The sequence below is a fragment of the Arthrobacter sp. FX8 genome (assembly GCF_026723805.1).
Taxonomy (GTDB): Bacteria; Actinomycetota; Actinomycetes; order Actinomycetales; family Micrococcaceae; genus Arthrobacter.
Genome location: NZ_CP113505.1, coordinates 505,695 through 519,632, shown reverse-complemented (window position 1 = coordinate 519,632; position 13,938 = coordinate 505,695). Strand labels below are relative to the sequence as shown.

The window sequence follows — 13,938 nt, the reverse complement described above, 5'->3', positions numbered from 1 at the left end:
CTGCGCTCCTTGGTCTGTTCGGGGACTTGCCATCCTATCGGCGGACGCCAGGCAGGCCGCACCCGAGAATGAACGGTTCACGGGATGCCAAAGCCAGTCCATACGGCGGAGAACCAAGGACCGTCAGGACACCGATTGATAAAAGCACGGCATTCCGCCTGAAACTGACAGTCATCCTGTGATATTCAAGGCCTTGCACAGTAGTAAGCCTGCTGATTGAATGATGGAACCGGAAATGGGGGCCCGGCACAACTTACTGACAAGGAGTGGCAACATGGGCATTATCGGATTTCTCATTTTGGGCCTGATTGCTGGAGCCATTGCAAAGGCAATCCTGCCGGGTCGCCAGGGCGGCGGCTGGGTAGTGACCCTGGTCCTCGGCGTCGTCGGAGCCATTCTGGGCGGCTGGATTGGATCGCTCATCTTTGGCGGCGGACTGGCCGAATTCTTCGACCTCAGGACCTGGCTGCTGGCCATCCTCGGCTCCATCGTCGTTCTGTTGATCTACGGAGCAGTCACCAACCGCAGCAGCCGCCGGGTGTAGCCGCAGCACCTGTTCACCTAAACAAGAAGCGCCGGACTCCCCAAAAGGAGGACGGCGCTTTCTCTGTTCCACGCCGCCTAATTTGCCTTCCCTGGTGCGCACCCAATTCCTGCCATTGGCCTTTATGATGGCGAAGGGGTGGTGTAATGACCAGTTTTATGGGCCGTGGCGATGATGTGGCATTACAAACTTTTGGCGTGGTCATGGATGCCAGCCCGGACGCACTGCTGGCTTTGACCGCGGACGGTATTATCCTTGCGGCCAATTCTGCTGCGTCAAGGCTCTTCGGCTTACCGAAGGAAGCTTTTGCGGGCCTGGACCACCGCCCACTGATTGCCGAGGATTTCCGCGACGAGGTAGGCCAGTTGTTCCTCCAGCTCCTTGCAGAGCCGGAAGGGCATCCGCTGCCCCGCGAGATCAGGGGACTCCGTCACGACGGCAGCGAGATCCCCATCGAAGTGGCGGCCGCACTCCTCCCCCAGCCAACCGCGGACCACGCCCGCGCAGAGCGCGGACCCGAAGGGCAATCGGAAGAACGGGCAGGGCAATCCGGAGCGCGGCTGCTGCTCTCCGCCCGTGGCACGGCACACCGCAAGGCGGCGGACGAGGATCTGCGCGAGGCCATGTCCTTGTTGACGGCCACCCTTGAATCCACTGCCGACGGCATCCTGGTCATGGGCAATGACGGCAGGGTGGCTGGGTTCAACGAACAATTCCTTGCCATGTGGCGCATCCCGCCCGAGTTGATGGAAGCGGACAGCGGAGAACCGGCCATGCAGCTCATCGTGGAGCAGGTGGCAGACCCAGCGGCCTTCACCGCCCGGCTGGGCGAACTTCAGGAAGACCCGGCCGCCGAGAGCCACGACGTGGTCGAGTTCAGGGACGGCCGCACCTATGAAAGATATTCCCGCCCCCAGCGGGTAGAGGAAAAGATCGTTGGACGGGTGTGGAGCTTCCGCGATGTCACGCCCCGGCGAAAAGCGCAGGAGCAGGCGCACAGGGCCATGATGGACCTGGCCGTCCAGGCCGAAAAGCTGCGGGCCATGGCGTTCCAGGACCCCCTGACCGGGCTCGCGAACAGGGCCGTGTTCAACGACGCCCTGGCCGAAGCACTTCAGGAAGCCCGGCTGAAGACGGTGGATGTCCTGCTCCTTGACCTGGACGACTTCAAGGAGGTCAACGACATCCTTGGCCACCAGGCGGGTGATGACATGCTCATCGAAGTGGCACGCCGGCTTCGCGGCTGCGTCCCTACAGCTGACGTCGTTGCACGATTGGGCGGGGACGAGTTCGTGGTGCTGTTGACGGCGTGCCCGGATGCCGACGCCATCGCGGCGTGCATCGTGCGCTGCCTGCACGTCCCCGTGACCATCGACGGCACTGTCCTCCGGCCGAGCCTCAGCCTGGGCCTCGCCTCGTTGGGGCAGGACAGCGTTGGGCCCTCGGAACTCCTGCGGCATGCCGACATTGCCATGTATGCGGCCAAGGCGGCAGGCAAGAACCGGTTCCTCCGCTTCCACCCGGACATGATGCAGGCACTGGTGCAGCGCACCCACATGGAGGGCGGGCTGCGGCTGGCTGTTCCGCGCGGCGAAATCACCGTGGATTTCCAGCCGATCGTGTCGCACCGCATGGGGCAGGTGGTCCAACTCGAGGCGCTGGCCAGGTGGGACCGCGGCGGCGAGCGGGTGCCGCCGTCGATCTTCATCCCCCTTGCCGAGCGCACCGGGCTGATCGGCGAGATCGGGGCCGAGGTAATGGCCTCCGGCATGGTGCAGCTGGCGCGATGGCTCAGCGAGGATCCGGCGCGGTCCCTGGCGGTGAACGTCTCCGGGGTCCAGCTCCAGGAACCGGACTTCGCCGAGACCGTCCTAAGGCTGGCGGCAGCCAGCGGCGTGGCCCCCTACCAGCTGGTCATGGAAGTTACCGAGAGTGTGTTTTTCGACGCCGACTGCAGCCTGATCCGGCAACTCAGCACGCTGCGGGACGCCGGGGCCAGGGTGGCACTGGATGATTTCGGCACCGGCTACTCCTCACTGGGCCGGCTGCAGGATCTGCCCGTGGACACGGTCAAGATCGACAAGTCATTTGTGTCCATGGTGCGGACCGGCAACGAGCGCCTGCCGATCCTCAGCTCCATGATCAACATGGCCCACAGCCTGGGGCTGACCGTCACGGCTGAAGGGATTGAGACGGCGGCGCAGGCGGATTACCTGGCCGCGCTGGAGTGCGATTCGCTGCAGGGTTACCTGTTTTCCTTGCCGGAGCCAGGCGAGCGGCTTGGCCACGCATTGCAGAACGCGGAGGAAGCCCTCAATGCCTTGAAGGGGCGGTAATTTTCCGGCCCATTCCAAGGATGCGCGGGATATTATGAGGGGGCGTCTCCGCCGTGGTCTCCGGCGGCTCCGCCCCTGTTTTGGGGCATTGGGCGCAATTAGGGGGAAGGGGTCTCCGTGTCCCAGTCTGGTCTCTTGGAACACCGTGTCAACAGCGGTAGGTCGCGGCTGTGGCCGCGGATCGTGGCGGCAGCGTTGGTCCTCACTGGACTCGGGGTGTTTTTGGCAGTGAACAGGGGCACTCCGGCCGCCCTTGTTACCGGCGACTTCCTCATTTTGGCCGCGTCCCTGGTGGCCGGGGTGAGCTGTGCGCGAGCCGTGGCCGAGGGGGTGCGAACGCGAAGGCCTGGACCTATATGGCTGCGGCGTCCTTCGTCTGGGCAGCCGGAATGGCGCTCTACGCGTTTTACGGCCTTCTGAACGACCATGTTTACCCCTTTCCCTCCCTGGCAGACGCCCTGTTCCTTGGCTACTCGGTGCCCGCTGTCGTGGCGCTGTTCTCGTTCAAGCGGCGCGCCGGCACTCCCGTGGCGCTGTTTCGGGCGATCATGGACGCCGCCGTCATTGCCGGCTCGGTGCTTGTGGTCAGCTGGTACACGGCCCTTGGCCCCGCCTTCAACGCTGTTGGGGATCCACTGACACGCCTTACCGGGATGGCCTACCCCGTGGTGGATCTGGTGATCACGTCCCTGGTACTGGTCCTGGCCATGCGGCGTCAGCCGGGCGAGCGCCTGCCCTGGCTCTGTTTCGGTGGCGGCCTGGTGGTGCTGGCCGTTACGGACAGCATTTACGTGCGCATGACGTTCGACGGCGTGACGGGAACCACCGGATCACCGCTTGCCTTGGGTTGGATAGGCGCCTTCCTCATCATCGCCATGGCTCCTGCTGCACCGTACGTGGAGAACACAGGCCCGGACCGGAAGGGGTACACGCTTGCACTGGAACTGCTCCCATACGTTCCCCTCCTCCTGGCTGTACTCCAATTCGCCGGCCCGCACCTGCAGGAGCTCGATCCGTTCCTTCTCGTAGTGGGAGCCACTGTCCTTGCCTCCGTGCTGGTCCGTCAGGTGCTGATCGTCTTCGAGAACATCAGCCTGACCGGCGGACTCGAGGATGAAGTGGCTGCCCGCACCGTGGAACTTGAGGCGGCCCGGGAGGCGGCGTTGGAATCCAGCCGTCTCAAATCCGAATTCCTGGCTACCATGAGCCACGAAATCCGCACTCCGATGAACGGGGTAGTCGGCCTAACCGGGCTCCTTCTGGAAACCGGGCTGGACGAGATGCAGCGTCAGTACGCCCAAGGGGTTAAGGGTGCGGGGGAATCGTTGCTGGCCCTTATCAATGACATCCTCGATTTCTCGAAGCTGGAGGCCGGAAAGGTGGACCTGGACGTCCGTCCCTTCGACCCCAGGGTCCTCGTCGAAGAGGTGGCCGCCCTGCTGGCCGAACCTGCACTGGCCAAGAACCTGGAGCTGATCGCCTACTGTGAGCCTGACGTTCCTGCCCGTTTGCAGGGCGACTCCGGCAGGATCCGGCAAATATTGCTCAACCTTGCCTCCAATGCCGTGAAGTTCACGGCATCCGGGGAGGTCTCCATCCGGGTCACGGCCAAGGACCCGGGCTACGGCCCGGGAAGCACCGCGGCAATTGAGTTCGAGGTCCGCGACACCGGCATTGGCATCAGCCCGGAAGACCACGGCAAATTGTTTGAATCCTTCTCGCAGGCGGATGCTTCCACCACCCGCCGCTACGGCGGTACGGGTCTTGGCCTGGCCATCTGCAGGCGCCTGACCGCTGTGATGGACGGTGCCATCGGGATGGACAGTGCGCCGGGCCAGGGCAGCACATTTTGGTTCCGGCTGCCGCTGCCCATAGCACCCCCGTCCACGGATCCTGTGCCGGCCGCCGGATTCCTCACCGGTCTCCGCGTCCTGGTGGTGGATGACAATGCCACAAACCGACTGGTCCTCGAATCCCAGCTCCGTGGCTGGCGCCTTGAACCGCAATCCGTTCCGGACGCGACGGCCGCTTTGGAAGTGGCCCGCGCCGCGCGGCAGGCCGGGACACCCTTCCATTTCGCCGTTTTGGACTACTGCATGCCCGACACGGATGGCCTGGAGCTGGCCCGGCGCATCAAGGCCGACGCAGCACTTGCGGCTATGGAACTGATCATGCTGACCTCGACCATGCAGGTAGACCCGGCAGAGATTGCCGCCGCGGGTGTGCGTGAGTGGCTGATGAAACCCGTCCGCAGTTCCGAGTTTTACAACCGGCTGGTCCGCCTGATCTCGACCCGCGAGCCCACACCGGAATCCTGGAGCCGCCCAAGGCCCGCCCGAACCGCGCAGGCTGGGCGCGGCACGCCGCGCCGCGGGCAGATCCTGGTCGTTGAGGACAATGAGGTGAACCAGTTGGTGGCACGCGCAACAGTCGAAAAGTTCGGCTACGCGGTGGATGTGGTGTGCAACGGTGCCGAAGCGGTGGCGGCCGCGGCCGCGACAAGATACTCCGCCATCCTGATGGATTGCCACATGCCGGTGATGGACGGCTTCGAGGCAACCCGCGAGATCCGCCGCCTGCCCTCTGCAATCCGGGTGCCCATCATTGCCATGACCGCAGGCGCCCTCGATGGAGACCGGGAACGCTGCCTCGCCGCGGGCATGGACGATTACCTGTCAAAACCCGTGGACGCGGCTGCCCTGGAAGCTGCGTTGTCCCGCTGGGTTCCCGTGCAGCTCCCGCAGCCTCTTGCTGTCACCGGAGGTCCTTCCGCCGGAAGCCCCGGGCCCGCACTGGACCCGAACCGCCTCGCCGTCCTTAGGGACCTGGGCCAGGATGACGGAGGGGCATTGTTGCGGGCAACGCTGGAGGCGTTCCGACGGGAGAGCCAGGTGCGCGTGGCGGCGCTTCGCGCAGCGGTTCCTGGCGACAGCCAGGTCCTGGTGCAGGCTGCCCACGCCCTGAAGGGGTCCGCGGCAAACATCGGAGCCTCCGGCGTGGTTTCGGTCTGTGCCGAGCTCGAAGAGCTGGGCCGCAACGGGCAACTGGGCAACGCCGAGGGACTCGTCAGCCGGCTCGAGGCTGAACTGCAGCGGTTGGACGCCGAACTGGAGGCCGCAGTGAAGGGGGACCATTGAGAGTTCTCGTAGCGGACGATGATCCGGGGTCGCTCCTGGTGGCCAGGGCCGCCGTCGAACGTTCGGGGCATGACTGCATGACGGCTGCGGACGGTGGCGAGGCATGGGCCCTGTTCCAGGCACACCGGCCGGATGTGGTGGTCACCGACCGGATGATGCCCGTGATGGACGGATTGGAACTCTGCCGGGCCATCCGTGCAGAGGAGCCTGAGCTGTACACCTACATCGTGCTGCTGACCTCGCAAGGATCGCGCGACGACGTTCTGTCCGGGCTCGAGGCCGGCGCCGACGACTACGTCATTAAGCCGTTGGACCCCTTTGTCCTGCACACCAGGCTCCTAGTGGCGTTGCGGATCACCACGCTTCACGCGGACCTCGCACACTACCGGAAAGTCCTCTCGGAGCAAGCGCGCACCGATCCCCTGACCGGACTTCACAACCGGTTGAAACTTTCAGAGGACCTGGAGCAACTGCACGCCCGGAGCGCCCGCCATGGCGAGGGGTACAGTGTGGCGCTGTGCGACGTGGACAATTTCAAGAGCTACAACGACCTCTACGGTCACCAGGCCGGCGATCTGGCCCTTCGGGCGGTGGCATCCACCCTCGCGGCAACGGCACGACGGACTGACGGTGTCTACCGGTTCGGGGGCGAGGAGTTCCTGCTGGTGCTTCCCCGACAGGGCGTGATCGGGGCCAGGGCCCTTGTGGAACGGGCGTTATGCGCCGTACGTGACCTGGCCATACCCCATGCCGGCGACCCATCGGGCCAGTTGGGGTTCAGCGCTGGAGTCTCCGGGTTCTCCGCGGGGCATGTGGTGAGTGCCGAAATGCTGCTAAATGAAGCCGACGCAGCCCTTTACGCGGCAAAGGCCGCAGGGCGGAACCAGGTGATGCTCGCACCGTAGGCGCTATGCTGCCTTTTTCCCGCCAGACTTCTTCTGCGGGGCCTTCTGACCGGACGGCCGCTGCTCAGCAACGGCTGCCGCATTGGCGGGTGTTTCTGCCGGCCGGCCAGCGTACGGCGTCACGGCCGTTGCGGAAGCAGCAGGTTCAGCGTGCACATCGGGTGCGGCGGCGCGGTTGCGGCGCCAGCGGCGGACCAGGTCGACGGCGGCCAGCAGGCCTGCGAGGGGGTCAGCACAGCTGCCGCGTAGACGAACAGCATCCAGGTCAGGGTGGTGAGCGGTGGCTGGTTGTTGTTAAGCAGGGACAGTCCGCCCAGCGTGCCAACAACCCAGAACAGCACTACGGCCGTCAGGACAGCGCCGGCAGGAAAATACTGGTTGGTCACGACTTTTTCAGGGTTTCCATGCACTTCCTCCTGCCTGGCCGGGGGACGGCGAAAGCCGCTCAAAAACAAGTATGGGGCCCGGCCGGCGCGAAACCGTGCAAGACGACACGGCGAGTGATCAAGCTAACGTAACCATCCGCCGTCGTCCGAATTCCCGGGCCAAAATAAGGTCCGGCGCCCTTCCCGGAAAGGCCCTGGGCGCATACCGTAATGCCTGTCCGCTCGAAAACTGGAGGTTCCCATGCGCAAAGTCACTGCCGGCCTGTTCCACTCCGTGGACGGGGTGGTGTCCGAACCCTTCAAGTTCCAGTTCGACAGCTTCGACGACGAACTCGGCGCGGGCCTGACCAAGATGATGAACACCGTGGATACCGTGGTCCTGGGCCGCGTCAGCTACCAGGAGTGGGCTGGTTACTGGCCCACCGCCTCGGCAGACCAGGACTTTGCCGCGTTCATCAACCCGGTGGAAAAGTTCGTTGCGTCACGCACCCTGACCGGGCAGCTGGAATGGCAGAACTCTCAGTTGATGGACGCTCCGCTTGAGGAGTTCGTTGCCGCCTTGAAGGACCGCGACGGCGGCGAGATCGCCGTGTGCGGGAGCATCTCGGTGGTGCGGCAGCTGCTGTTCGCCGGGCTGTTGGACTCGCTGCAGCTGATGACGCACCCGGTCATTGCCGGCAGCGGCCGCAGGCTGTTCCAGGACGGTGACCCGCTGACCCGGCTGGTGTTGCTTGACCAGTCCACCACCAGCAAGGGCAACGTGCTGAGCACCTACGGGGTCCGCGGGGACTAAGCCTACGCGGCCAGCGGGGCCCCGAAAAGCTCCTCCGCAAGCCGGGACAAGTGGTCCGGGATGTCCGCTTCGGCCCCGTGCTCGCCGCGGCCGAGGAAGACCGCGGTGCCACGGATCCCGTCAAGGTCCAGGCCGCATTCGTGCATCAGCTGCCCGGCGCGGAAGTTGACCGGCAGGAGCATGGTGACGCTTTCGGCGTTGAGGTAGACATGCCAGTCGCCGCGGATCACCGACTCCAGCGGACCGCCCACCAGGGCTTCCAAGGCCTGCAGGTCTGCCGGCACCTGCTCGATGCGCATGGGCTCGGAATTGCCGGCCGGTACAACAAGTGCTGTGTAAGTTCTGTTGTTCATCGTTCATTTCTCCTTAGGTTTTAACACCCGTGGAGACGGCAGTGTTCCCGGTAACTATGCCTTCCCGGCCACCGCTGCGATGTCGGCGGGCGTGGTCCGGCAGCAGCCGCCCACGATGCGGGCACCAAGCTGCCGCCACCCAGGGGCACCTGTGCCGAGGCTGGAGGGAGCACCGCTGCCGGAAGCCGCCCGGTCCTGGCTCCACGTCTTTGTCACGGGATGGTAGGTCTCCCCCGAATTGGGATAGGCCAGCAGCGGCTTGTCCGTGTGCAGGCCCAGTGCTGCGAGCGCGGGAGCGACCAAGTTGAGCGGGACGCAGTTCACACCCACGGCGGCGACGTGGGGCTGTCCGTCAAGGAGCCGGGCCACGTCGGCGAGCGGGGTTCCGTCGCTGATGTGCCCGCCGTCGCGCAGGGAAAAGGAGAACCAGGTGTCGACGCCGTGTTCCCGGCTGAGTGCCAGGAGGGCTTCGGCCTCAGCGAAGGAAGGCAGCGTTTCCAAGGCCAGGAGGTCCACGCCGGCGTCCACCAGCGCGGCGATGCGGGGGCCGTGGAAGTCCTGGAACTCGTCTGCGGTGAGGGCGTAGTCCCCCCGGTACTCCGAGCCGTCCGCAAGGTAGGCACCGTAGGGACCCACGGAACCGGCGACCAGCAGCGGCCCGGCGTCCGGGTGGTCCTCCAGATGCTGCCGCCGCGCTTCATCCGCCAACCGGGCGGACAGCGCAACGAGCTCCAGGGCTTCCCGTTCGCCCATCCCCCGCGCCGCAAACCCCCGGGGCGTGGCCTGGTAGCTGGCGGTGGTGGCGATGTTCGCGCCGGCGGCGAAGTAGTCCCGGTGCACGTCCCTGATCAGCTCGGGCTGTTCCAGGAGGACCTTGGCGGACCACAGTGCGTCGTTCAAATCGCAGCCGCGGGCCTCCAGTTCGGTGGCCAGGGCGCCGTCAGCTACGAGGCCTGCGCCGGCGTCAAGCAGGGTGGACAGGGAACGGCGGCTAGGCATCGCACCTCCGGTCGATTGTTGGCTGTTTTGTTCATTATAGGCAAGTTTCCATGCTTGTAATGCATATCACTGTGTGCCACGATGACTGCAGCAACGACCATTACAGGAGGAATATTCGTGAGTGTGCACCTGAACAGTGTCCGCAAGCTACGGGTCCACTGGCCCATCAGTGCGGAAACCTTCGGCCGGATAGCCGCCGGAGACGCCAACGCCGTCCAGCAGGATCCGGGGCTGGCAGAACTCCTGCACACTGTTGGGCATTACCCGGACCTCGGTGATTTCGGGAACTACAAGCACGTCTTCGAATCCGGCATCGGATTCGAAGGATTCTCGTGCGGCGAAGGGGCGTCGCCCACGCTTGGCAGGGTGGGCGAGCAGACCCTCTCCCCCACGTTCGTCTTCACCACCTATTTTGATGCCACCCTGGACGAGGCCGTCCTGGAACGGGTTATGCAGGAACTGGTGGCCATCCACCCGTGGGAACTGCCTGTCATCGAGGTGACCGGTCCCGTGAGCGTGGCCGGTGGGCTGCACCGTAAAACCCCCTCGGCGGCGGCAGCATCATGACACTCACCACCACTGCCGCCTGGCCCGCGCTTCAGTCCGCCCTGGCAGGCAGGACGTTCACGGACCTCACCCATGCCTTCCATCCAGGCCAGCCCCGTTTCGCCGCCTTTCCGGACGAAACCCGGGAGGCTCTTTTCGACCTTGAAAGGGGCGACGGGTTTACGGCCCACCGGTATTCGATCGTTGGCCAGTGGGGCACGCATGTGGATCCGCCTTCCCACTTCATCCGGGGTGGACGCACCCTTGACCGGATTCCAGTCCAGGACATGATTCTTCCCCTTGTGGTCCTGGACATCACCCGGCGGGTGGAACGGGATCCGGATGCAACCCCCACCCTGCAGGATGTGCACGGATGGGAAGACCGGAACGGAAGAATCCCGGCTGGATGCTTCGTTGCCCTGAGGACCGGCTGGAGCTCACGGTGGCCGGACGGAGATGCCATGGCCAACAAGGATGCGGACGGAGTCAGCCACACTCCCGGGTGGTCCCGTGAGGTGCTGTCCTTCCTGGTGGAGGAACGCTGGGTTTCGGCCATCGGGCACGAGCAAACGGACACCGATCCGGGGCTGGCAACCTCGCAGGGGGACTTTAGCCTGGAAACCTACATCCTGGCGAAGGACCGCTGGCAGATAGAACTGATGGCTGATTTGTCCGGCCTCCCTGAATCGGGTGCCGCAATCGTGGCCAGCTGGGCCAAACCCTCCGAAGGGAGCGGCTTCCCGGCCCGCGTCTTCGCCATCTCCTGACCCGGGCGGGCGGTCCTCTAGACTCGGACCATGTCGAGGACTTCAAGCATGGGACGTGGCGTCATGGCCGTCCTGGCGGCCGGGGAACGCCACTTGCGTGGCCTCCCCGGCGGCACGGTTGCAGAGATCGCTGCGGACCTGGGCAGGGACCGAAGCCAGGTTTCCAGGAGCCTGCGGACAGCTGAACAGGAAGGTTTCCTGCGGAGAACCCCCGAACGCACCTTCGCCCTGGACTGGAGCGTCCTGACCGACGCCCTCCTGCTGACCCGGCGCCGGCTGGCAACCGACGGGACCGCCGCCCTGGAACGCCTTTCGAGGGAGACCGATGAGGGGTGCTTCCTGGGGGTCCTCAGCGGCAGGAGCACCGTAACGGTGGGCGAAAGCGTCCCGGCGAGCAGCCAGCTGGTGGGCTCGTGGCTGGGCCGGCCCTACCCTGCCTACTGCAGCGACGCCGGGCAGGCACTTTTGTGGGAGACTCCGGACGATGAGGTCCGCAAAATCTTCGCGGGCGTCCAGTTCCAGCAGCACGGCCCGAACACCCCCGCGGACGTCGAGGATTTCCTGGCACGGCTCAGGGACGCACGGGTCCGCGGCTACTCCATCGTCGACGAGGAAGCGGAGCCCGGGCTCTACTCACTGGCCGCACCCATCAGGGATTTCAGGGGCGACGTGGTGGCGGCCCTGCAGGTGGTGGGCCTGAAGGGCCGCCTTGAACCCAGCCGGTCCCGGCACGCCGAAGCGCTCGTCCGCCAGGGCCGCTGGCTGGAAGGCATGCTGGGATGGCGGTCTCCGGACAGCAACCCCTAAGGGCCGCCTACCCTTCCGGCCCGGGATGGACCGAACCGAGCCTTGCCGCGGCCTCCGCGAGCACATCCGCCAATTCCCCTGCGCGGGGTCCAACGTCCGGCTGCCCGCCCAGCACACTCAGCGAAGCGACGATCCCACCGCCCGGATCCCGGACAGGCACGGCCACCTCCACGATGCCGTGTTCGAATTCCTCCGTGGCGACAACGAAACCATGGGGCTTGTCTTTGGCCATGAGTTCCCAGGCCTCCGCGCTGGAATGCGGGGCGCCGGGACCACCGACGCCGACAAAGTTCACGTCGGAAAGCAAAGCTTCAAACCCGCGCCGCTTATGGTCCCACAACAGCGCCCTGCCCGATCCGGTACACCACACAGGCGTCACCATGCCGGGCTGGACGAAGCTGCCGGCCTGCGAATCGTTGCTGGACGCCAGGAGCAGGATGACCCTGTAGCCGTCGCGGACCGAGACCCGGGCGCGCAGCCCGGTAGTGGCCACCAGCGCCTCCAGTTCCGCCGCCGCATGCCGGATCCACCCCGTATTGAGGGTGGCCGCAAGGCCGAAGAAGCCCGTCCCTACGCGGAACGGGCCGCGTTCGCGGCGCTCCAGCAGGCCAAGCTCACAAAGCTCCTGGGTCAAACGGGAGACGCGGCTTTGGTCCATGTCCAGCTCGGCGGCCAACTGGGAGACACCCATAAGCTGCTTCCCCGTCTTTTCCCGGTCAATGACCAGGCGCACTATCCGCAATCCCTGCGCCAGCGACGCCGCCTCCGGGGAGTTATCCACCCTGCTGCTCCTTCCGACCGGCAACCAGCCTATCCTCACACGTTGCGGCACCGCCCAGCGGGAAACACCAATCCCCCGGAAGCAACGCAGTCCCGGGCACGGCGATGGCCTGGCGCGGACGTTCGGCCGTCCGCGCCAGGCCATGGAAACGGTTCAGCCCTGCGCTGTCTTTTCGGCTGCGGCCCGGCGCCCGTACCTGATGTGGAAGTAACCGTAGCAGGCGGCGACGAAAGGAATCCCAAAGTACAGCGCCGCCACTTGGGCCGGATCGAAAGCGATGCCGACCAGTGAGACTGTGCAGAGAGTGAATGCCAGGACCGGGACCAGTGGGAAGAGCGGCGCGCGGTAGGACAAGGTGGACACGTCCCCGCCGTTCCGGACAAAAGACCGGCGGTGGAAGAAATGCGAGGCGGTGATGGACATCCAGACTCCCACCACTGCGAATCCCGCTACCGATACCAGCACCAGGTACACGGTTTCCGGAGCAACCACGCTGCTGATGAGTGAGGCCAGCCCTCCGAGCATGCTCACCGAGAGCGCGGTCATGGGAATGCCGCGCTTAGTCAGCTTCTTAAGCGCCCGGGGTGCGTGGCCTTCGTCGGCCAGGGAGTACAGCATCCTGGCGCACGAGAACAGGCCACTGTTGCCTGCAGACAGCAGCGCCGTGATGATGACGAAGTTCATCAGATCGGCGGCAAAGGGAACACCCGTCGCCGTGAACACCGTCACGAACGGGCTTTCGTCGAGCCCAACTTCCTGGTACGGGATCGTGGCGGCGATGACGGCGATGGCTCCGACGAAGAACACCAGGAGGCGGATGACCGTACTGCGCATCGCTTTGGGAATGCTGGTGGCGGGATCCTTCGTCTCCCCTGCGGCGACGCCGATCAGTTCAGAGCCTGAGAAGGCATAGAAGACTGCGAGCGCCGTCACCAGAACGCCGGTGAAACCGTTGGGAAACAGCCCTCCCTCGGTGTTGAAGTTTTCGAACAGGAAGGGATGGTTGCCCGATGCGCTGAGCGGGTGGAAGCCCAGGAGGGCTGCCCCGCCCTGGACGATGAGCCCGATGATGGCGCCCACTTTGATGATGGCGAACCAGAATTCCGACTCGCCGAAGAACTTGGATGACACGGCGTTGAGGCCGAACAACGTTGCGGCGAAGATCAGGCACCAGACCCAGACGTCAACGCCCGGGAACCAGCGCTGCATCAGCAGGCCCGAGGCTGTGAACTCCGATCCGATGGCGACCGCCCAGCACAGCCAGTAGAGCCAGGCGGTGGCGAATCCCGTGGCGGGACCAATGGACCGGGAAGCATAGATATGGAACGCACCGGAGACGGGGTAGGCGATGGCGAGCTCCCCCAAGCAGGCCATGACCAGGTAAACCACGAAGGCACCGACGAGGTAGGCGAGAACGGCACCCAGCGGGCCGGCCTGGGAAATGGTGTAGCCCGAGCTGAGGAACAGGCCGGAACCAATCACGCCGCCCATGGCGATCATGACAAGGTGCCGGGGACCCATGGAGCGGCGGAGCCCTGATTCCGTTGACGGCGGTGCGTCCGGCTCCGGCTTGAGGGTGAGGGG

Annotated in this window: 13 protein-coding genes; 8 read left to right on the top strand and 5 right to left on the bottom strand. The window is 65.2% G+C overall.

All coding sequences use genetic code 11. From position 1 onward, the window contains the following. Positions 1–274 precede the first annotated feature (274 nt). From OUO20_RS02410 to OUO20_RS02395, 4 genes are all read left to right on the top strand, one after another. Complete coding sequence (locus OUO20_RS02410; RefSeq protein ID WP_056393405.1) at positions 275–544, top strand: GlsB/YeaQ/YmgE family stress response membrane protein; 270 nt, start codon at positions 275–277, stop codon at positions 542–544. A 203-nt stretch (positions 545–747) separates the two neighbouring features. Next, on the top strand, positions 748–2,880 hold the full coding sequence (locus OUO20_RS02405; RefSeq protein ID WP_018771806.1) for an EAL domain-containing protein: 2,133 nt from the start codon (positions 748–750) through the stop codon (positions 2,878–2,880). A 356-nt stretch (positions 2,881–3,236) separates the two neighbouring features. Then, positions 3,237–6,017, top strand: a complete 2,781-nt coding sequence (locus OUO20_RS02400; protein WP_268002785.1) for a response regulator — start codon at positions 3,237–3,239, stop codon at positions 6,015–6,017. Then, positions 6,014–6,922 (top strand): GGDEF domain-containing response regulator, encoded by a 909-nt coding sequence (locus tag OUO20_RS02395; RefSeq protein ID WP_268002784.1) that lies wholly within the window; start codon positions 6,014–6,016, stop codon positions 6,920–6,922. Before OUO20_RS02400 ends, OUO20_RS02395 begins: the two co-directional genes overlap by 4 nt. A 119-nt stretch (positions 6,923–7,041) precedes the next feature. Here OUO20_RS02395 and OUO20_RS02390 read toward each other — a convergent pair whose 3' ends face one another. Beyond that, positions 7,042–7,308, bottom strand: a complete 267-nt coding sequence (locus tag OUO20_RS02390) for a hypothetical protein (RefSeq protein ID WP_268002783.1) — start codon at positions 7,306–7,308, stop codon at positions 7,042–7,044. 241 nt (positions 7,309–7,549) lie between these two features. Between OUO20_RS02390 and OUO20_RS02385 the strand changes: the two genes are divergently transcribed. After that, complete coding sequence (locus OUO20_RS02385) at positions 7,550–8,101, top strand: dihydrofolate reductase family protein (protein WP_018771810.1); 552 nt, start codon at positions 7,550–7,552, stop codon at positions 8,099–8,101. A 2-nt stretch (positions 8,102–8,103) separates the two neighbouring features. On the opposite strand, the gene OUO20_RS02380 is transcribed toward OUO20_RS02385, so the two are convergent. Further along, a complete protein-coding gene (locus OUO20_RS02380) occupies positions 8,104–8,454 on the bottom strand; it encodes a DUF3846 domain-containing protein (RefSeq protein WP_018771811.1) in 351 nt (116 codons plus the stop codon). 54 nt (positions 8,455–8,508) lie between these two features. Then, on the bottom strand, positions 8,509–9,453 hold the full coding sequence (gene mmuM, locus OUO20_RS02375) for a homocysteine S-methyltransferase (protein WP_268002782.1): 945 nt from the start codon (positions 9,451–9,453) through the stop codon (positions 8,509–8,511). 117 nt (positions 9,454–9,570) lie between these two features. Here mmuM and OUO20_RS02370 point away from each other — a divergent pair, with 117 nt between their 5' ends. From OUO20_RS02370 to OUO20_RS02360, 3 genes are read left to right on the top strand one after another with little or no spacing between them, the layout of a single operon-like run. Next, a complete protein-coding gene (locus OUO20_RS02370; protein ID WP_018771813.1) occupies positions 9,571–10,020 on the top strand; it encodes a hypothetical protein in 450 nt (149 codons plus the stop codon). Then, on the top strand, positions 10,017–10,766 hold the full coding sequence (locus OUO20_RS02365; protein WP_056393397.1) for a cyclase family protein: 750 nt from the start codon (positions 10,017–10,019) through the stop codon (positions 10,764–10,766). The genes OUO20_RS02370 and OUO20_RS02365 overlap by 4 nt, the downstream gene beginning before the upstream one ends. Positions 10,767–10,796: 30 nt before the next feature. Then, positions 10,797–11,573, top strand: coding sequence for an IclR family transcriptional regulator (locus tag OUO20_RS02360; RefSeq protein ID WP_268002781.1), 777 nt, complete (start codon positions 10,797–10,799; stop codon positions 11,571–11,573). A gap of 7 nt (positions 11,574–11,580) precedes the next feature. Here the strand turns inward: OUO20_RS02360 and OUO20_RS02355 are convergent, their stop codons facing one another. Both OUO20_RS02355 and OUO20_RS02350 read right to left on the bottom strand, forming a co-directional pair. Continuing rightward, entirely contained in the window at positions 11,581–12,354 is a 774-nt protein-coding gene (locus tag OUO20_RS02355; RefSeq protein WP_018771816.1) for an IclR family transcriptional regulator, read from the bottom strand. A gap of 153 nt (positions 12,355–12,507) precedes the next feature. Beyond that, complete coding sequence (locus OUO20_RS02350) at positions 12,508–13,875, bottom strand: amino acid permease (RefSeq protein WP_442781124.1); 1,368 nt, start codon at positions 13,873–13,875, stop codon at positions 12,508–12,510. Positions 13,876–13,938 lie beyond the last annotated feature (63 nt).